At 39.8% G+C, this 19,894-nt stretch carries 16 protein-coding genes; 14 read left to right on the top strand and 2 right to left on the bottom strand.

Going from position 1 to position 19,894, the window contains the following annotated elements; genetic code table 11:
• Positions 1-76: 76 nt before the first annotated feature.
• From HCU67_RS10240 to HCU67_RS10300, 13 genes are all read left to right on the top strand, one after another.
• On the top strand, positions 77-997 hold the full coding sequence (locus tag HCU67_RS10240; protein WP_168552533.1) for an EamA family transporter: 921 nt from the start codon (positions 77-79) through the stop codon (positions 995-997).
• Positions 994-1,677 carry a 3-keto-disaccharide hydrolase gene (locus tag HCU67_RS10245; protein ID WP_168552534.1) on the top strand — a complete coding sequence of 228 codons (684 nt, stop codon included), beginning with the start codon at positions 994-996 and terminating at the stop codon, positions 1,675-1,677. Before HCU67_RS10240 ends, HCU67_RS10245 begins: the two co-directional genes overlap by 4 nt.
• A gap of 180 nt (positions 1,678-1,857) precedes the next feature.
• Entirely contained in the window at positions 1,858-3,306 is a 1,449-nt protein-coding gene (locus HCU67_RS10250) for a hypothetical protein (protein ID WP_168552535.1), read from the top strand.
• Between the two features lie 53 nt (positions 3,307-3,359).
• Complete coding sequence (locus HCU67_RS10255; RefSeq protein ID WP_210423684.1) at positions 3,360-4,391, top strand: sensor histidine kinase; 1,032 nt, start codon at positions 3,360-3,362, stop codon at positions 4,389-4,391.
• Positions 4,384-5,418 (top strand): histidine kinase, encoded by a 1,035-nt coding sequence (locus HCU67_RS10260; RefSeq protein ID WP_168552537.1) that lies wholly within the window; start codon positions 4,384-4,386, stop codon positions 5,416-5,418. Before HCU67_RS10255 ends, HCU67_RS10260 begins: the two co-directional genes overlap by 8 nt.
• Positions 5,399-6,157, top strand: a complete 759-nt coding sequence (locus tag HCU67_RS10265) for a LytR/AlgR family response regulator transcription factor (protein WP_168552538.1) — start codon at positions 5,399-5,401, stop codon at positions 6,155-6,157. The genes HCU67_RS10260 and HCU67_RS10265 overlap by 20 nt, the downstream gene beginning before the upstream one ends.
• Before the next feature lie 49 nt (positions 6,158-6,206).
• On the top strand, positions 6,207-7,847 hold the full coding sequence (locus tag HCU67_RS10270; RefSeq protein ID WP_168552539.1) for an N-acyl-D-amino-acid deacylase family protein: 1,641 nt from the start codon (positions 6,207-6,209) through the stop codon (positions 7,845-7,847).
• 93 nt (positions 7,848-7,940) lie between these two features.
• Positions 7,941-8,723 carry a hypothetical protein gene (locus HCU67_RS10275; RefSeq protein ID WP_168552540.1) on the top strand — a complete coding sequence of 261 codons (783 nt, stop codon included), beginning with the start codon at positions 7,941-7,943 and terminating at the stop codon, positions 8,721-8,723.
• 112 nt (positions 8,724-8,835) lie between these two features.
• Positions 8,836-9,408 carry a DUF4251 domain-containing protein gene (locus tag HCU67_RS10280; RefSeq protein ID WP_168552541.1) on the top strand — a complete coding sequence of 191 codons (573 nt, stop codon included), beginning with the start codon at positions 8,836-8,838 and terminating at the stop codon, positions 9,406-9,408.
• 57 nt (positions 9,409-9,465) lie between these two features.
• Positions 9,466-10,656 (top strand): PQQ-dependent sugar dehydrogenase, encoded by a 1,191-nt coding sequence (locus tag HCU67_RS10285; RefSeq protein ID WP_168552542.1) that lies wholly within the window; start codon positions 9,466-9,468, stop codon positions 10,654-10,656.
• Positions 10,657-10,851: 195 nt separating this feature from the next.
• The gene (locus HCU67_RS10290; RefSeq protein ID WP_168552543.1) at positions 10,852-12,783 is read left to right on the top strand and encodes a hypothetical protein; all 1,932 of its coding nucleotides are present in this window, start codon (positions 10,852-10,854) and stop codon (positions 12,781-12,783) included.
• Entirely contained in the window at positions 12,784-13,602 is an 819-nt protein-coding gene (locus HCU67_RS10295; RefSeq protein WP_168552544.1) for a DUF2490 domain-containing protein, read from the top strand.
• 36 nt (positions 13,603-13,638) lie between these two features.
• Positions 13,639-14,529 carry an MORN repeat-containing protein gene (locus tag HCU67_RS10300; protein ID WP_168552545.1) on the top strand — a complete coding sequence of 297 codons (891 nt, stop codon included), beginning with the start codon at positions 13,639-13,641 and terminating at the stop codon, positions 14,527-14,529.
• Between the two features lie 7 nt (positions 14,530-14,536).
• On the opposite strand, the gene HCU67_RS10305 is transcribed toward HCU67_RS10300, so the two are convergent.
• Positions 14,537-17,803: a ligand-binding sensor domain-containing protein gene (locus HCU67_RS10305; RefSeq protein ID WP_246865757.1), complete on the bottom strand. Its 3,267-nt coding sequence runs from the start codon at positions 17,801-17,803 to the stop codon at positions 14,537-14,539.
• Positions 17,804-18,046: 243 nt separating this feature from the next.
• Between HCU67_RS10305 and HCU67_RS10310 the strand changes: the two genes are divergently transcribed.
• Complete coding sequence (locus HCU67_RS10310) at positions 18,047-19,138, top strand: adenylate/guanylate cyclase domain-containing protein (RefSeq protein WP_168552546.1); 1,092 nt, start codon at positions 18,047-18,049, stop codon at positions 19,136-19,138.
• A gap of 497 nt (positions 19,139-19,635) precedes the next feature.
• On the opposite strand, the gene HCU67_RS10315 is transcribed toward HCU67_RS10310, so the two are convergent.
• Positions 19,636-19,827 carry a cold-shock protein gene (locus HCU67_RS10315; RefSeq protein ID WP_168552547.1) on the bottom strand — a complete coding sequence of 64 codons (192 nt, stop codon included), beginning with the start codon at positions 19,825-19,827 and terminating at the stop codon, positions 19,636-19,638.
• Positions 19,828-19,894 lie beyond the last annotated feature (67 nt).

A 19,894-nucleotide genomic window follows, 5' to 3' on the forward strand; every position in this document is an offset into this window, starting at 1 on the left:
GTCATTTGCTTAGATAAAAATGATTCATTCTTGTGGATGTTCTTTTCTTTGCAATTAGATTAGCTGATTCAAAACGATGGAAAAAAAATCTAACCAAACCCTGTTTGTCATACTCGCTTTTTTTTCCATTTATGTCATATGGGGATCAACTTATTTGCTGAATAAGATTGCAGTAGCCGAAATACCACCATTTTTCTTGGCAGGCATACGATTTATAACTGCTGGCCTTTTAATTTTCGGCATTGCGAAACTCTCTGGAAAATCTATTTCAATTACAAAACATCAGCTAAGAAATACCATTATAGCAGGATTTCTTTTTCTAAGTTTTGGTAATGGGATTGTGGTTTGGGCCTTGAAGTTCGTTGATAGTAATTTTGCCGCATTACAGATTTCAGCACAACCACTTGTTATTCTATTAATGATGTGGGCTTTACAAGGTAAAAAGATTCAACCCATGTCGATTTTTGGTATCATTTTGGGTATGCTTGGGATTTATCTTTTGGTAAGTCAGAAAAACATCTTGGCACAAGAGAACTCTTTGGTGGGAATGCTTATGATTTTCGCAGCGATGCTTTCATGGGGCTATGGTAGCCTGTACATAGGCAAAGCCGATATGCCAAAAAATTATTTTGTCAATACCGGTTATCAGATGTTTACAGGAGGTATCATGCTAGGGTTATTTAGTTTGGTTTTTGGAGAGGAATGGTCATTTGTTAATGATTGGTCCACTAAAACCCAATGGTCAATGCTCTTGTTGGTCATTTTTGGCAGTATTGTCGCTTTTACTTCATTTAACTATCTCCTTAAAATGGTTTCACCAGAAAAAGTAGCAACAAATACGTACGTAAACCCAATAGTAGCCATGATTCTTGGCTGGTATTTTCTAAATGAACAAATTACTGCGCAATCTGTGGTGGCCGCAATAATACTGCTGACGGGAGTTTACTTTATAAATACCAAAAAGAGACTAACAATCTTAAATCGATTTAAAAAATGATAAGAATTAGCCTAACCTTAGTTCTCTTAATCTTCCTATCGTCTTGTGCTGAAGATTCAAAATCATTGTTTAATGGAAAAGACTTGAATGGTTGGTCAATGGATGTACCGATGAAAGATTCCATACCCAATGCTCCAGAATCCTTTATTGTAAGGGATGGCATGTTGGTCTCACTTGGCGAACCAAGGGGGCATCTAGTGACCGATTCCATCTATAAGAACTATCGCCTTGAAGTTGAATATCGATTTCCAGGAGAACCTGGAAATTGTGGTGTATTGGTACACGCATCGACGCCAAGGGCTTTATACAAGATGTTTCCAAAATCACTTGAGGTTCAAATGGAACACCAAAACGCTGGCGATTTTTGGGTAATTGTTGAAGATATTGAAGTTGATAATATGGTTCAACAGCGAGGACCAAAAGAAGAATGGGGTATTACTGAAGGAACAAATAGACGCATTAAAAACCGAACAGATGATTCAGAAAGGCCATTGGGCAAATGGAATTCAATGACAATTGAATGTTTTGAAGACCAAGTTAAAGTTTGGGTTAATGGTACCGTGGTCAATTATGGTTATAATGCCACGGTTTCTGAAGGAAAAATTGCCTTGCAAGCTGAAGGGGCAGAAGTGGAATTTCGAAAATTGGTCATTACTTCCATTGCTAAATTGACTGAATAGCAAACAGATGGTTCATTCTTGTACATTTCACTACATTAAATGTACAGTCCATTACATCCGATTTTTTTTGAAGACCCTTGCTGATGATATTTGTGCCATCATCAATCAAAAAGTGAACAATCAATCATCAAAACGTCCACTTTGACCGAAGTGGACGTTTATTTTAAAAAACGAACAATCATGTCACAAGCATCAAAAATTATCATTTCCTTTTTAGTAAAACTCATCGTTCTAGCAGTTTTTCTAATTCCATCTGACTCAAATGCCCAACGCCGAAGTACTTCGGTCAATATCAATAGTAATGGCAAGACCACAATCTCTATAAAAAATGGATTGGGTAATAATTTTGCCATTGAATACAAGGGTGAAATTGAACTTGCCAACGACGATTCAGATATCGTCTCAATCTCTAGGGGAGGATATTTCGAAATTAAAAAAACTGCTTTCGGTAGTCGTAGAAAAGTATTTATTGAACCCAATGGTTCCGGTGGGCTAATTAAAAAATATTACACCGGAGGTTCCCAACAAAGCTTTGATCCAGAAGGTAAAAAATGGCTTTCTGAAGTTTTGTTCGAGGTCGTCCGAACGACAACACTCGGGGCAGAAAAAAGAGTAGATCGGATTTATAAAAAAGAAGGATATTATCCTGTTTTAAAATTTGTGGATGAAATTTCAAGCGATCATGTCAAATCAAGGTATTTGAAATTATTGCTGGAAAAAAAATTAGATGAACGCGGATTGATTGGAGCCCTCAAGCGGGTAGCCGATATCGACTCTGATCACCATAAGGCTGAAATCTTGAAACACAGTTCAAGGGCGTTTTTGACTTCTGAAGCGGTAACGGCCTCATATATTGAAACTACAGGTAAGATCAATTCAGACCATCACAAAGCCGAAGTTTTGAAACGTTCAATAGAAGATAGGGCTATTTCAGACAATCAAATGAAGGCACTTTTTCAAATTACAGATGATATAAATTCAGATCACCATAAGGCCAGTGTGTTAACTAAAGTTTTGAATAGTAGAACCTTGAATGCTGAAAACACAAAACTATTGATAGCCACCGCCAATTCGATTAACTCTGATCACCACAAGGCCAACGTATTAAAAAGGGCTTTATCCAGCAAAGAACTATCATCAAGTTCATACCATACCTTGATTTCATCGATGGATAATATCAATTCCGATCATCATATGGCCAGTGTGTTCAATGAGCTATTGCGCAATAACTTAAATGATGAAGCCTTGGCCCATTTGTTAAAGCAGGTGAAACAAAATATATCATCAGATATGCACCAAGCGACCGTACTTAAAAAAGTTGTCCAAGAACAAGATGTTAAGGGTGTTATGGATTCATTTCTTTCGGCCTTACAATCGGTTAATTCGGATCACCATAAAGCTGAAGTATTCAAAGCACTGGCACGTCATTCGTATTCGGACAATGACCTTATTTCAATTTTAGAAACCACTAAAAATATAAACTCAGATCACCATCATGCTGAAATCCTTATCGCTTTTGCACCAATGGTCAGAGGAAAGTCAGAACGGGTTTTGGATGCCTATCACGATTCGAGTGACGCCATATCCTCAGACGCTCATTTGGGCAGAACATTAAAAGCATTGAGATAAACCGCTAAGAAATAACAATACCACCAAGGCAAACTAATTGCTAAATTGGTGGTATGGCAATTCAGTTACGACAACTATTTTACCAACCAACCATGCGAAAGCACCTGGGCCTGCTATTTATTGGATTCATATTAGGTGTATTAACCTTTGGATTTATCAATTTTCAAAAGGAATTACATAATGTGGATTTACTAATGAGCGGGCTTTTAGGTGTTCTGGTGAGCTATAGCATATTTCACTCCAACAAACCACTCAATTCGGTCTTTGACTGGAAGTCGTATACAGGTTTTCGATTACTATTGGGTATATTATTTCACACAGCTATCGGATTTACCTTGATTTGGTTAGGAACTTGGCTGGTTCGAGGTAACGGTTTTTTTGAGGCCATTTCCCTAGAAACCGGACTTAAATTGGGAATTTTACTTTTCTGTGCTGCCATCATTTACAACATTATTTATTTTGCTTTTTTCTCATACAACCAATTTGCACGCAATCAAGTTGCTGAACTCAAAACGGAACGTAAGCAAGCTGAACTTCAATTGGAAACTTTAAAATCACAATTAAGCCCTCACTTTCTTTTCAACTGTATCAATTCACTTTCTTTTCTGTTTCATGATGATGTTGAAAAAGCAGAAAGCTTTATTCGGTCAATGGCGAACTCGTATCAATATACCTTGGAAAATTGCAGAAGTTCCTTGATTTCACTGAAACAAGAATTGGACTTTTTAGAGTCGTATTCATTTCTTCTGAAGACTCGTTTTAATGGAATGTTTGAACTAAAGTATGATTTAAATGATAAGCATCTTTCTAGTAAAATACCACCTTTGACCTTACAATTATTGGTTGAAAACGCAATAAAACACAACAAGCTAAGTGTGGAGAACCCAATATTAATCCAGATAAAAGGATACGAATCAACATTGTCTGTATCTAATACCAAAGCAGCAACATCGATTGCCAAAAAAACGACTGGCATTGGATTAAAAAATATAGATAAACGCTATAAAATTTTAGCAAAAAAGGGAATTACCATACAGAATGATTCCCAATTCAACGTACTATTACCTATGTTAACGAATGAATAGGCTCTTCGTACATAATCCATGGTTTCGCCTGTTCGGACCACTTTTTAGTGGTACGTTAGTGTATTTGCTATTACTATTGATAAACGATTCGGTTCTATCCATTAATGAAGATTTTCTAAGTCAGGAACTATTCGTTTGTATTGCATTGGCGTATTTGAGTCAGGAGTTTTTGAGACTAAGCTTGTTAATCTTTGGACGATTTGATTTAGAAAATCGACCTTTTCTACGGGTGGTCCTACAATTGATGGTCTCTTTAATACTGACCGTAGTTTTGGTTACTGGGGCTGTATATCTGTACTTCTCAAAAGTTCTTTTTTACGAACCCAATTTCAGGGAGCTCTTAATCTTCAATAGTATTTTTTCCTTCATAACGCTGCTTTATGTTGTGCTTTATTTCGGACATTATTTTTTATATCGGAGAAATACTTCAAAAATTAAGCGTGAAGAACTCGCTCTAAACGAAGTAGACCATGCATTCAACCATTATGTAAAAGGAATCAATCCTAGCTTATTGTTTGAAAGCCTGGAGGCCATGTTGGTAGAAATGAAGTCAAATCCAGATAGGGCAGAGGAACTTTCAGACCGGTTTTCAGAAGTGTATCGTTATATGCTTTCCAAAAGAAAACAAGAGGTGGTCACCATAAATGAAGAAATGACCGTGGCAAAACATTTAATTCGGTTATTCAATCACCTGCCCTATAGAAAAGTTGAACTTGAGAATTTAGTTAAAAGTGGATTTCAAGTATTGCCAACCACCATTTTAGTTCTTATCCAAAATATCGTGCGATCTACGATTGTCTCTGAGAAACAGAAGCTCTCGATTAAATTTGATGAAGTAGGGGAGATGCTTACCATATCCTACAAACCGGAAGAAAAATTGCAATTGTCATTTAACCAGTATTCCATCAAAGACCTTTCTAAAAGCTATAGCTACTATACTGAGAAACCCATTTCAATACATATGGATGGAACCATGAGAATAATTGCACTACCAAAACTAAATTTAGATGAACGTAGCAATAATTGAAGACGAACCTTTGGCTGCAGAAAAGCTCAAAAGATATCTTGGCAAATACGATAGTTCCATTACAGTGCTAACCGTCCTCAATTCTTTGGAAACCGCGATTTCTTGGATAAAGGATAACAATGGTAACGTTGACCTCTATTTTATGGATGTGCAATTAATTGATGGACTGAGCTTTCAAATTTTTAGTTCCGTTTCCATTAACAAACCAGTCATTTTTACAACGGCTTTCGATGAGTATGCAATTGATGCTTTTAAAGTAAACAGTATCGATTATTTATTGAAACCAATTACGTTTACCGACTTATCTAGGTCTTTGGAGAAATTAAAGACTTTGGAGCAACAGTTCTCAAATGCAAAAGCTATAACACCAATAATCAACGAATTATCAAAAAAAACTTTTAAAGACCGGTTTTTGATTCGCATTGGAAATCATTTACGGTCCATTTTAACTAATGATATTTCAGCCTTTTATGCAGAGGGTAGGGACGTTTGTTTGGTAACATTAGAAGGGAAGGAATATCCTGTTGAATATACAATTGACACCTTAAAAGAACTCTTGGACCCAAAAGACTTTTTCAGGGTAAACCGAAGCTATTTGGTTTCCTTGCCGGCAATTGTGGATGTTGTGGTTTATTCAAATCGAAGATTAAAGTTAAGTCTTAAGAATTCCTTCAATCGTGAGATTATAGTAAGTCGTGAGAGGGTTGCAGACTTTAAGCAATGGTTTGAGGGCAATTGAAGTAAGACATTTGCCTGAAATATAATACCTTAGGTGAAAACTATTCCTTATGAAATCGCTTTCACTTTCCGTAATCCTTCTTTTAATTTTTGCTTGTCAACCCGCAGAACGCTTTGAAACTGTACTTCAAAACGGTTTGATTTATGATGGCGACGGGGGTGAACCATATTTGGCCGACTTCGGAATTAATAAAGACACTATTGCCCATATCGGGGAACCAAATTCATTACAAGGTGATATCGTAATTGCACTTGATGGACTTGCCACGGCTCCAGGATTCATTAATATGTTGAGTTGGGCAAATGTATCCTTACTTGAAGATGGTCGTTCCCAAAGTGATATACGTCAAGGAGTGACCTTGGAAGTTATGGGAGAGGGCCGTTCAATGGGTCCTTTAAATGCCGAAATGAAAAAGAATATGCAAGAAAACCAAGGTGATATAAAGTTCGATGTAAAATGGAATACCCTAGGTGAATACCTGCAGTATCTAGAAGATAAGGGAGTCTCAACAAATGTGGCCTCCTTTGTGGGTAACGGAACATTAAGAACCCATGTTATAGGTTTTGAAAATAGACCTGCTACTGCCGATGAAATGAACCAAATGAAAGAGCTTACAAAACAAGCCATGCAAGAGGGTGCCGTAGGTATTTCGAGTGCTTTATTATATGCACCAAGTATGTATGCTGATGCCGAAGAATTGATTGAATTGGCAAAGGTGGCTTCAGCGTATGACGGGATGTACATCTCACACATTAGAAATGAAGGTGACCAACTTTTGGAAAGTATTGACGAACTGATACAAATAGCTACAGAAGCCAATATTCGTTCAGAAGTCTATCATTTAAAAGCCTCTGCTCCTCAAAATTGGCGGAAGCTGGATACTGCAATTACAAAAATTGAAAATGCTCGGGCAAAAGGATTGCCTATCACTGCAGATATTTATACTTACAATGCCAGTTCAACTGGTTTACACGTGCAATTGCCTGATTGGGCACGAGAAAATGGAATCTCAGCCATGTTGGAACGTTTGGCAGATTCGGAAAACCGCAAAAAGGCCATTGAAGAATTGGAATTCAGAAATACACCGGAAACTATTTTATTGGTTGGTTTCCGTTCTCAAGAATTACGAAAATATGTAGGCAAGTATTTGAATGAGGTAGCTGAAGAATGGGGCAAGAGTCCTGAAGAAACCTTAGTGGATCTTTTACTAAAAGACCAAAGTAGAATTCAGGTTGTCTATTTTTCAATGTCCGAGGAGAATATCAAAAAGAAAGTTGCCATCCCTTGGGTCAGCTTTTGTTCAGATGCTGGTTCATATACCAACGAAGGTGTTTTCATTAAACAAAGTACCCACCCAAGGTCTTACGGGTCATTCATTAGGGTGCTTGGCAAATTTTCTAGGGATGAAGGCGTAATATCCCTAGAAGAGGGTATTCGAAAATTGACTTCTTTACCAGCAGACAACTTAAAGCTAAAGAAAAGGGGTAGGCTAGCTGTTGGTAATTTTGCTGACATCACCATTTTTGATCCGGCTACTGTCAATGACAATGCCACTTTTACAGAACCACATCAATATGCCGATGGCATTGTTCATGTGTTCGTCAATGGCGAACAGGTACTTAAAAATGGAGAACATACCGGGGCAATGCCTGGGAAATTTGTCAAAGGACCCGGTTATTCTGGTAATTAACATTGAATTTCATCGATTTCAAGGTAAATAAGACACTAATCAATTGTCTATAGCGTTGCCTAAGCACAAACCCTTTAAATCTTAAATCAAACGATGAAACTTACTAAGGCAATTTTAGGTTCGGCATTATTGGTCAGTTCTTTGATTTTCACTTCTTGTTCGGAAGACGAGGATGTAGTAGTCAATGGAGAAAATGAGGCGCAATTATCCCAGGCCGAGGTCCAATCCTTATTGGAAACCGAAGATGTTATTTCTGTTGTTGATACTGCGCTAACTGATTTGTACAATCAAGCCGGTGGAACGTTAAAGAGTAGTAAAAATGAGTGCTATAGCGCGGAATACACCGACAATGGTTTTACCGCAACATTCAACAATTGCGTATTGAATGGTACTGAAAACGTTAATGGAACTTTAGTGGTAACCTACAGTGCTTCTGAGCAATCGGTGGCATATACGGCATCATTTACTGATTTCTATGTTGGAGATATTCGAATTGTGGGTACGCGAACCTATGAGTTCAATGCTGAAGATCCCGAAAGTGCGTTGTCCTTTTCAGTAACCAGTAATATATCAGTAGAATTGGCTGATGGCAGTACATTGACTGAAAGCGGCACAAAAACTTTTGCGATTTTATTTGAAGAAGGGCAGGATACTTTATTCAACCTTTCAGGGGAATGGACGGTAACCCTAGATGGAAATACTTACGGAATTTCAGGTAGTGTTTCCAAACAATTGAATTGTGAATATTGGTCTTCTGGCGTATTGGACATTAGTAAAAATGGATTGGCCATTGATGTTGATTTTGGTGATGGTACCTGCGACAACAAGGCTACGGTTATTTATCCTAACGGAGCGACTGAAGAAATCGATTTATAATACAATACCATAAATAGACAATCGGCCCTTTCCAATTCGTTTTGGAAAGGGTTTTTTTGTTGGTATCATTTTTGATAAAACATTGAAAAGGTGTAACTTAAAAAGAAAAAGGATGATGCGAGCGATTTTGGTTGTATTGGTTGTAGCACTAACCTCATGCGCAGGTTCTAAAAAAGCAATAACAGCCGAGCAAATGATGGAATTGGAAGGTTTTGTAAGATCTGGTGACTTTACTTTCGAGGCACAATGGGCCTTTCCGCGAATGTCCAATGGCATGGTGGCGGTGAGCAATGCAGGACTTTTAATGCCCAATAGCAATGCAGGAAGAATAGACCTATTAGGAAACACCAATTTCATTACGTTCGAAAATGACAGCATAAATACCTATTTGCCATATTTCGGAGAACGTCAAATGGGCGGCACCTATGGTAACCAAAATGTTGGAATACAGTTTAAGGGGTTACCTGAAGACCTGATCATTAAACCTAATGCAAAGAATACAGGTATCCTAGTAGCATTTACTGGTCTTGATGGCACAGAATCCTATCAAGTTACCATGGATGTTTTTCCCAATAAAAAATCATATGTAACGGTCAACAGTTCGCACCGTTTTCCAATTGGCTATTCGGGTAGTGTTAGAGACAACTCAAAATCAAAGGATACCGCAGAAACGATTTTCGATTAAGATATCGTTGGATTTTTTCAACCAGTTCTTAGTATTTTCGTTGAAAGAACTATTTCAATGAAAACCTTTTTTCAAGTATTGGCCTTAATCATGGTCGTTTTAGTTGTTGCTTCTTGCAAGGATAAAAAGGCAACTGAAGAAAAAGAAATGCAGATCGTGGCACCTTATAGTGGTGATTTACCCTTAGATAGTTTAATACTCCCTAAAGGATTTAAGGTTGATGTTTTTGTTGATGGCCTTGATGGCGCGCGATCCATGGCAATGGGTGATGACGGAACGCTTTTCGTGGGTACACGTACCGAAGGCACCTTGTATGCCCTTCCTGACAAGGATAAAGACTACAGGGCTGATAGAATCGTTGTTTTGGATACTGGCATGAACGTACCAAATGGATTGGCGTTTCGAAAAGGTGCTTTGTTTGTTGCAGAAGTAGATCGTCTGTTGCGATTTGATGGAATAGAGGAAAATCTTGATGAAACCCCTGAACCCGCTGTGGTCTATGATGATTACCCAGATAAATTTCACCATGGCTGGAAGTATATTGCCTTTGGTCCTGATGACAAATTATATGTACCGGTTGGTGCACCATGTAACATCTGCGATAGTACTACGGTTGATGAGCGTTATGCTACGATTACCCGAATGAATCCTGATGGCAGTGATAGAGAAATCTTTGCCCATGGAGTGCGAAATACGGTTGGTTTCACCTGGCATCCTGAGACCAAAGAACTTTGGTTTACCGATAATGGTCGTGATATGATGGGGGATGATATTCCTCCTTGTGAATTGAACAGAGCCTCAGAAATCGGTCAGCATTTTGGTTATCCCTTTTGTCATGGTGGTACGGTCAAAGACCCGGAATTTGGGAATTTAAGACCTTGTGATGACTTTGTAGCTCCTGCAAAACCTTTGGATGCACACGTTGCACCACTGGGTGTGAAGTTTTATCGTGGCGATATGTTCCCTAGCAAATACAAAGACTACGTTTTTGTGGCGGAACATGGCTCGTGGAACCGCTCCAAGAAATCGGGCTATCGCATTATGATGTTGAAGCTCGAAGATGACAAAATCGTAAGCTACGAACCCTTTATTGAAGGCTGGTTGAACCACGACACCCAAGAACGATGGGGTAGGCCGGTTGATATGTTGGTTCTTGATGATGGTTCCATGCTGATTTCTGACGATTTTGGTGATGCCATTTACCGAATTACCTATGAGGATGATGCAGTGGCCGGGAATTTCAACTAAGGATACCTCCAAATTATTTTAAGCCGCTTGCATTTTGGTAATCAATTGATAGCCTGAGCCCTAAATGTGAAAATTTTAGGCGGTCAATTTTTATATTCCTTAAAAAATAGAACACCAACGTCTAATTTACTCGTATTACCGTATACCTTTGGGCGGTAAGTTGCTTAAAACTTATTTCATTACGAGAACGAAGAAATGACCTTGAACATAAAACCCACAGGGCCGAATTTTATGGTTTGGCTGCTGCTTTTTTTTACTGTTTTTCGGTTAGATGCCCAAAACGTAAAACGTTACAACGGCACCTATACGGTCGATGGCTACACGGGCACCGCAAATTTCAATTACAAGCTTATCGAAGGGGATACTATCCTACACGGTCCCTTTCAGTTTCAACGAGCCAATCCTGGTACTGCCTTAAACAAAACCGATGCGTTCTTCGGCATATTGGGTTCCTTTGAAAATGGTGTTCCAAATGGTTATTGGAAGTTCCAATTTGGGGAATTCAAATCTGGAGAAAAATCAGAATTGGTCGGATTCGAATACCGCGTAAGCGTTAGTGGTATTCAATTGGAAGCTGGTGGTAACTTAAAAAACGGCAAACCTGATGGTGAATGGGTCTTTACGGAGCAAGAAATCAAGGATTCCGAAACCCATAAAACACTTTTCAGAAGCAGTATAACCTTTGAAAACGGCTTGCCCCAGCAAAGCTTTCGAATTGAGAACGAAGAATTGACCTTATTGGGTCGGTTTCTAAGAAATGGAAAAGCCCATGATAGCTGGTCGTGTTTGGGCACCTCAGTAGAATCAACAGAAAATTGGATTTTCAACTCAGGGGCACTTTCCAGAATTGAAAAAGAAGATGAAGATAGTTCCCAAGTTTATCGCTTTCCTAAAATTCCTAATAATAGAAAGACACAAATCGCACTCAACAAAGAATACCTGAACATTCTCAATGCGGCCAAAGAAGATAGTGAACCTTTTACAAGCAACACCATGGCTTTGCTTGTAGAAAATGCAGCCTACTACAAAAAAATCAATACGTTATTGAACCTTCTTGGAGAGGCCTCTTTTGAACCCAATATGATGGTTGACGTTCCTTATTTTCCGATGGACTCATTGGAAACTTCAAAGGCTGAATCCGTTGCGGATAAAATCGAAAAATCCTTCAAAGAATACAAGGCGCTTATTGACAACTCACAGCTGAACCTATTAAAACGCTCTGATGCTGAAGTTGCAGCGCTAACCAGAAATTTGGAGGCATTGGGGCGGTCTTTTATTGTACCATTGAATAGAATTGCCGAATCCCAGTCCGAAGGGGTGCTGTCATTTCTAAATAGGGAGGTTTTGCTAACAAAACTATTTCCTGATGGATTACCCAGCACCACATTAAATATTGCAGGGCAGGGGAGTTCCTATTCAGGACCAAATGCCGATACCTTCAGTTTTGAAGGTGATTTTTGGCAATCGGTTACGCAAATGACGGAATATGCATCCTTATGTCTTACCGATATTGGTACACGCTTGTCACGAAAAATATCCAATGTTGAGGACCAAGAGGAGCTTATTCAGTTGGAAAACGAAATGGTTTCGCTTTCTGATAGTCTAAAACAACGTCTCGAGGCAGCTACCGAACTACCTGAAATTTACAAGAAGGGTATCGCTGCATTGATTGAAAATGGGGAATTGCAACTGGCCGAATACGCTAAGCTAAAGAACAAAGATGCTCGATTGGAACAGGCCAGACAGGTAGTCGCTTGTTTAAATGACCTGCACACCTTGACCGATGTCTTGCTCCAATTGCCACAACGAAGCCAAGAAATCAAAAATGCCTATCAAGACGATGTCTGGAACCCCTTTATGGCCACCATAATGAAGGAAGACATCAAAAAGCGTATAACATCGGCATATGAAAATGTTTTGCTTCCTTATGTTTTGGATACCTTAACCCAAGAAGAAGTCTGTTCCCAAGTTGGAAACATCAAACAATTATTGGATTCCGCGTACGAGAAGGTATTGGGCTTACGCGACGAGGATACCTCAAAACTGGAGCGAAAGCTCAGACGTGAAAAGAATGCAGAAACGGTCATTGAACTGTTCGGCCTTTATCAATTACCAAAAGACGAGTAGATGAAAGGGCTGTTTCCATACATCATAATTTTGCTGTTAATGGTTCCATTGACCCCAACCATGGCTCAAGAAGGGGAGGTGTTGCCAGCAGAATCAGAATTTAAAGATCCAAAGACACGTATTTGGTTCAATACCTATGGCAAGATTCGTATTTCAAAACGATTGTTTTGGGATGCCCAAACACATTTGCGATTGGAGGAGACCGAAGCTACCCCATTTTTTGGTCAGGTAGGCCAAATGTATAACCGACACGCCATCGGCTACATCTACAACAAACGTATCAACTTTAGTTTAGGGGGCGTGCTACGTATTAATTTCAATACGGACGAAGATTCGATGGACCGTAATGTGGTCCCAGAATTTCGTATTTGGCACCAGTACCAATTTGCGCAACCGGTTTATTCAGCCATGATTTACCATCGTATTAGAATAGAACATCGCTGGACACAAGGTTTTGAAGAGAATTCCGAATACATCTTCAGAAATCGCTGGCGCTATATGTTTCGAGCCAAGATTCCCCTGAACAGTCACAAACTGGAACCGAAAACGCTTTATGTTTCCCCCGAGTCGGAATTGATCATGCAAAGTGGCAAGGCCGTAGTTGGGAGCGTTATGGAAGATTTGCGATTGACGACAACCTTAGGTTACATTGTTAACCCGCGATTGACCTTTGCTGCCGGTGCGATGTACTCTCACGGACAAACCTTGGCAAACCCGGGTGAATTCAAGCAGAATTGGACAATTCGGCTGCATTGTTACTTCTCTCCAGACATTAGAAAGGTTAAAAATAAGTTACCTGCAATCCATTTGGACGATTAGCACCGTATATGCCCTATACAACAAAGCACACCTTAAATGAACAAGAAGCAACGCAATTTAGTCCTTTACCTGGCTGTTAGCCTTTTGGTAGGCTTTCTTTTGTTCACGCTGTTAAAGGTAAACGCCTTACAAGAACAGCTTGAATTGCAGCAGCAAAAAGAATTGAGCCTCACTAATGCGATGTCAACACAAGACAATTTGAGTCAGATCGATTCGATGTTGGTTGATGGCGAAGATTACACAGCGGCATTGTTGGCCTATCAGGCGAAATTTCAAAATGAAGGTGATGTCAACCAACAATTGGCATGGCGAATGGCAGTTGCAGAAAAATTAATGCGTTTGAACGTACAGCAGGCTGCAATTGCATCAAATACAGAGGAAGCTGAAGAAATTAGTGTTACAAATACCATATCCCCCGATTTGCTACAAAAGCAAGATTCTTTGCGGTTTGCGCTTGAAAAGACCAAATTGCAATTATCACGCATTCGTAAGCAAATGCAACAGAAGTCCTTTGGTGAGTACTTGACGTTCTCAACTGCAAAAGGCAACCAGCTTCATTATGTAGGTGGAGTAAAACATGGCATGGCCAATGGTTTTGGCATCGCCATTTTAAATTCAGGTAGCCGTTACAAAGGTGAATGGCGCGATAACCTTCGTCATGGTCACGGTACCTTCTATTGGGCAGATGGACAGTACTACGAAGGGGAATATGCCAACGACAAACGTAATGGTGAAGGTACCTACTACTGGCCGAATGGTGAGAAATACGTGGGTAACTGGAAAAACGACGAGCGTTGGGGTTCAGGTGTTTTCTATGACAAGGATGGTAATACCATAGCCGACGGTATCTGGAAAGGTGACAAACTTGTAGAACAGAGCAAGAAAAGAAAAAAGGAGACCGAAACCATGGTTACCGTCTCCTTGTAAGTGTGCCTTAGCTTTTCGTAGCTTGAGTTTGGATTGAAGATTTTAATTCTTTCTTGTCAATGGTGATGGGCAATTGTACCACAAAAGTGGAACCTTTTCCTTTTCCTTCGGAAGTAGCCCAGATATCACCACCGTGCGATTCAATGATTTTTTGCACCATGTAAAGGCCTAAACCGGAACCTTCTACGCTGCCGTCAAAACGTTCAAAGGGTGTAAACAGCTTATCCAAGGCCCGTTTATCCATACCGGAACCGTTGTCGATAATCGCAAATTCATTGTAATGTGCCCTGCGTTTGGCTTCTACCTTGACCACAGGGAGTTTTTGGTCTCCCATGAATTTAATGGCATTATCAATCAAGTTTTCGAAGACCTGAAGAATTCGATTGTGATCGCCAAAAATTTCGGGTAATTCGGCATCTACGATGAGACTGGTATTGTTTTCCAACAATCGTCCCATTACTAGGTTAGAAGCCAAATCTAGTACTTCATTGGTGTCAAGTACCTCCATTCGGTTTTCGATTTTACCCAATCGGGCAATTTCTGAAATGTCGGTGATAAGATTGGTCATGGTATCACAGGTCTCATCGATATACTTGATGTAATCCTTCAATTCAGGTTTGTCCTCAATATCAAGTTCCATGGGTATTAGGCTTGCAATACCCTTAATACTGTTTAATGGACTCTTTAAATCGTGCGATACCGCAAACGCAAAGCGCTGTATCTCCTCATTACGGGTGGTTAGGGTATCGGCCGCCTTGAGCAGCTTTTTCTTTTGCAATCGCAGTTCTTTGGTACGAGCGGCGATTTCCGTTTCCAGTCGTACCTGGTAACGCTCCATCTTGGTCACTCGAGATTGGTGTATTTTAAAAGCGCTGAACAACACCATACCAATCAATAGCGAACGGAACCACCAGGTCTGCCAAAAGGGTGGGGTAATGGTCAGGTGCAAGGTTCGTTCGTTATCGACCCAGACACCGTCTGAGTTGGTTGATTTTATGCGTAGAATGTATTCGCCAGGGCTCAAATTGGTATAGGTGGCATGTTTATCATCACCAACGTAGTTCCATTCCGTTTCAAAGTTTTCGAGAAAATACGCAAAGCTTACGCGTTCAGGATGACGGTAGGTGAGGGCGTGAAACTCAAAATTCAACACATCGAGGTTATAAGCTAGGGTCATGGAATCTGTCTGGCTGATATCGTTGGTCAACACCTTCAATTCATCACCAGGTAGCACTTCCTTATTAAAGATTTTAAGCTTTGAGATAAAGATATTCGGCTTGGTCTGCCGACGTTTTACTTCCTCTGGTGTGAAAATATTGAATCCGCCACTACCACCGAACGCCAGTTCGCCAGTGGAAGTAAGAATACTGGACGCCGCATTGAATTCATTGCCTTGCAATCCATCATTCACATCATAATCCACAAAGGCTTCGTTTTTATAATCGAAACGGGTAATGCCATTACCGGTACTCAGCCATAAAAATCCACTCTTATCTTGAATGATACCACGTATGGCATCGTCCTTTAGGCCTTCAGCCTTGGTAATGGCCACGAACCTATCGGTCAAGGGCTGGTAACGGTTTAGTCCTGCTTGGGTTCCAACCCAAATATGCCCCTCGTTGTCTTGAAAAAGAGTGTTTACAAAATCATTGCTGATGGTACGCTTTTCGTGCATGCTATGGTAGTGCACAGGGGTAAACCGGTTATTTTCCTCAACAACTTTAAACAGACCTTTGGTTTGGGTTCCGACCCATATCTGACCTTGTTCATCTTCCAATAAACGTGCAATGGTAGCAGCTTCGGAACCGTCCTTTTCAGAACGAAGGCTCACGTGTCGATACTTCTCGGTTTTGGGATGGTATACATGCACGCCCCCAAAAAGGGTCACAAACCACATGCGGCCTTTACGGTCTTGATGTATGTCTATAACGTTGTTTGAACCTAAAAAAGAGTTCTCCTTAGTCCAGGTTTCAAATTTTTTGGTCTTAGGGTCGAATATGGCCACTCCATTCGCCCAAGAACCGACCCATAGGCGTTTTTGGTCGTCTTCAAAAAGTGTCAGAACCACATCGGAATGTAATTTTCCGTTGGAAAGGGAGTAGTGCTCATAGGTATTGGCTTCACGGTCCCAATAATTGAGTCCACCGCCGTCGGTACCAATCCATAAATTGCCCTTACTATCTTCCTTAAAACAGTTGACAATATTGTTGCTGAGGGAGTTGGAACCAAAAGGGTCTTTCTGTAGGTGCCTAAATTTTCGGTATTCGGTATCGTAAAAGCTGAGGCCATTTTTGTAAGGGCCCATCCACATCACTCCATTTTTGGCACGGTATACCACCCAAATGGAATTCCCCGAAATGGAATTCGGCTTGCTGACCGACGATTTGTAATGGTTTAGGTTGTTCCAATCGGGACTTAAAATGTACAACCCATCATTTTCAGTACCCATCCAAATGTTTTGGTCGGCATCTTCGGCCACACTGGCAATCTTCACACCCTTGCTGATTTCTTTACGTTCAGTTTTAAAGGAATAATCGTCCAATACGGAAAGTTGTATCAATTCACCGTCGTGTGAACCCAATAAGAACCCTGAATCATCGGCTTCTATCGCATAGCTCAGGTTCTGTAGACCATCGATTTGGGTAATCACCTGTAAATCATTACTAATCAAGTATATGGATGCTTGAGTAATGATCAGTAATTTATCCTGCAAAACCGGAAATACCTCTACTATATAATGGTTGCTTGGACCACCTTTGACAATTTCATCAAAAATGACCTGTTTGGTTTCACCCGTTTTTATATTGTAACGATAGACCCCTTCGCTATCGGTTCCCAACCATAAATAATCATCCTGTCGTGCAATCGCCCCAAAGTATTTGCCCTGTAAGAACTGTGATTCGGCAACGAACGGGTAGGGGGTAACCACGTTTAAATCGCTCTGATAGAGGTTTAAACCTTGATTGGTACCAATGTAGAGGTTGCCTTCTGCATCTTCGTAAAGCTTTTCAACATAGCCATCGGTTAGCCCAATTTTGCCATCAAGGGTCTTTTCAAAGATTTTAAAAGAAGTGCCGTCGTATCGGTTGAGCCCGTTAGGCGTACCGACCCAAAGAAAACCATTTCGGTCTTCCAGTAGTTGGGTGGCAGAACTTTGCGACATGCCCGTGCGAATATGCTGCAGGCTAAAGTCTTCAATAATTGGTGTAGGTTGTTGAGCTGAGAGGTTGCTAAAGATTTGGGAAACAATTGCAATGATTACAAAATGTTTCATTTGGGGGATTTAAAGATTGGATGATACTGGTTGATGATGTGAAAAAAGAACAAATGGGAGGGGAAGTCAACTTTTTGTAGTGGCGCTCTTAAAAATTGTTGTGAAAGTGGTGAATTTCGACATGACCAAAAATTGTGGATAACTCCCTTGCAAACCCTTGTCTATACAAGTATTTAGAGGGAATCGCTGGCCCTAAAAAATCTCGTTATTTTTAGGTCATCGAAAACCACGAAAACTAAGGCGATGATATCACCCAAATTACGGTGGAACCTGGGTCGAATTCTACCTTTCGGAATCATTTGGCTGTTTGTCAATTGGGTCTTTATCCTGTCTGATACTATGGCTTTGGGTGACAATCCATCTCCTGATGGTACGGTGGGCTTTACCAAAGAAGTTTTGGTCTTTGCCAGCGTAATATCGTTTTTGATTGGATTAGTTGTGGGCTTCACTGAATTAATATTTGTCAACCGTTTATTTCGCCGTTTTAGCCTTTGGAAGACTGTAATTGGCAAGTTTCTGCTCTATGGGTTCTTGTTTGCGGCCATTCTATATTTAGCATATCCCGTGGCAGCAAGTTTGGAGTTGGGTGTACCCGTTACAGATGCCGCGGTGGTGGAAAAAGCATCGTTTTTTTGGGGCAGTTATGCTTTCTGGAGTACCGTAATTCAGGTATCGTTCAGTTTGTTACTTTGCTTCGTATACGCTGCCATCAGTGAGAATCTGGGGTTATTGGTCTTGGTGAATCTGTTTACCGGAAAATACCACAGCCCAAAGCAGGAAGAACGCATCTTTTTGTTTTTGGACATGTACGATTCTACAAGTATTGCCGAAGCTTTGGGACATACCCGCTATTTTGAATTCTTACAGCGGTATTACGATGATATGGCCGATGCCATAATACGTACTAGAGGAGAGGTCTACCAGTATATTGGGGATGAGATTGTGATTACCTGGCCAAAACACAAGGGATTACCGAATATGAACTGTATTCGTTGTTTTTTCGAAATGAAGGCCGATTTGGAGCAAAAACATTCGAAATACCAGGCAGATTTTGGTGCGATACCAAAATTTAAAGGAGGCATGCACATGGGAACAGTAACCACAGGTGAAGTTGGCGCGTTGAAGAAAGAGATTGTGTATACAGGCGATGTATTAAATACATCAGCGCGAATTCAAGGCCTGTGCAAGGAATTGAATCAAGAGTTTTTGATTTCTAAAGAGTTGTATGAGAGGTTGGCTATTGCAGAAGTATTCAAAGCAACGGTTTTAGGAACTCATAATTTACGTGGAAAACAAAAGGATATAGAAATCTACACAATATCAGAAAAGGAGTAGTTCCCACAGATTACGAAATAATCTATTTGACATAATATAAATTATAGTACAAATGCTTATATGGGTAAAACTGCGCCAATACCACCGTATTTGATATAATATCTGATATAACTTCATCTGAGCGATTTTTATTATGTCTATCTGACATAGATTGGTTTTTCACTTTCTTTCTTAACATTATCGAAAAAACCTTGATCTTCCATCCATCTATCATTAAACACTTTGTCAATGTCATTATAACCATTATCTGGAGAGTACATTACTATTTTTGAACCCTTGGCAATAAATTCTTTAATTCATAAAATCCATACGTAGCAGCGCGTAAAAACTGCGTTAAAAACGTAGCCTATTTTTTGACCAAATTGTTCTTTTCCAAATTGCATTAAATTGAAATCGAATTGGAATTAATTTTTTGAGATATAGACTTGATTAGAAAATCTGGAAACAAAAAAGCCCACCTAAAACAGATGGGCTTAAAAGAAATTAGTTTTATGAATTTAGATGACCTTTACGTTAACTGCATTCAATCCTTTTTTTCCTTGCTCTAAATCAAACTCAACGTGGTCACCTTCGCGAATTTCGTCGATTAATCCAGAAACATGTACAAAGTGCTCTTTATCCGCACCTTCCTCATTAATGAAACCAAAACCTTTGGTGTCGTTGAAGAACTTTACTGTTCCTTTACTCATTTTATGTGTTTAAATATTAAGGTGCAAAGGTGGGGCTTATTATTGGTTAATCAGTGATTTATTCTAG

This window comes from Croceivirga thetidis (genome assembly GCF_012272815.1).
Classification (GTDB): domain Bacteria; phylum Bacteroidota; class Bacteroidia; order Flavobacteriales; family Flavobacteriaceae; genus Croceivirga; species Croceivirga thetidis.

Coding starts and splice junctions, on each gene's coding strand:
- HCU67_RS10240 (WP_168552533.1), top strand. CDS start 77: ATGGAAAAAAAATCTAACCAAACCCTGTTTGTCATACTCGCTTTTTTT.
- HCU67_RS10245 (WP_168552534.1), top strand. CDS start 994: ATGATAAGAATTAGCCTAACCTTAGTTCTCTTAATCTTCCTATCGTCT.
- HCU67_RS10250 (WP_168552535.1), top strand. CDS start 1,858: ATGTCACAAGCATCAAAAATTATCATTTCCTTTTTAGTAAAACTCATC.
- HCU67_RS10255 (WP_210423684.1), top strand. CDS start 3,360: ATGGCAATTCAGTTACGACAACTATTTTACCAACCAACCATGCGAAAG.
- HCU67_RS10260 (WP_168552537.1), top strand. CDS start 4,384: ATGAATAGGCTCTTCGTACATAATCCATGGTTTCGCCTGTTCGGACCA.
- HCU67_RS10265 (WP_168552538.1), top strand. CDS start 5,399: ATGAACGTAGCAATAATTGAAGACGAACCTTTGGCTGCAGAAAAGCTC.
- HCU67_RS10270 (WP_168552539.1), top strand. CDS start 6,207: ATGAAATCGCTTTCACTTTCCGTAATCCTTCTTTTAATTTTTGCTTGT.
- HCU67_RS10275 (WP_168552540.1), top strand. CDS start 7,941: ATGAAACTTACTAAGGCAATTTTAGGTTCGGCATTATTGGTCAGTTCT.
- HCU67_RS10280 (WP_168552541.1), top strand. CDS start 8,836: ATGATGCGAGCGATTTTGGTTGTATTGGTTGTAGCACTAACCTCATGC.
- HCU67_RS10285 (WP_168552542.1), top strand. CDS start 9,466: ATGAAAACCTTTTTTCAAGTATTGGCCTTAATCATGGTCGTTTTAGTT.
- HCU67_RS10290 (WP_168552543.1), top strand. CDS start 10,852: ATGACCTTGAACATAAAACCCACAGGGCCGAATTTTATGGTTTGGCTG.
- HCU67_RS10295 (WP_168552544.1), top strand. CDS start 12,784: ATGAAAGGGCTGTTTCCATACATCATAATTTTGCTGTTAATGGTTCCA.
- HCU67_RS10300 (WP_168552545.1), top strand. CDS start 13,639: ATGAACAAGAAGCAACGCAATTTAGTCCTTTACCTGGCTGTTAGCCTT.
- HCU67_RS10305 (WP_246865757.1), bottom strand. CDS start 17,803: ATGAAACATTTTGTAATCATTGCAATTGTTTCCCAAATCTTTAGCAAC.
- HCU67_RS10310 (WP_168552546.1), top strand. CDS start 18,047: ATGATATCACCCAAATTACGGTGGAACCTGGGTCGAATTCTACCTTTC.
- HCU67_RS10315 (WP_168552547.1), bottom strand. CDS start 19,827: ATGAGTAAAGGAACAGTAAAGTTCTTCAACGACACCAAAGGTTTTGGT.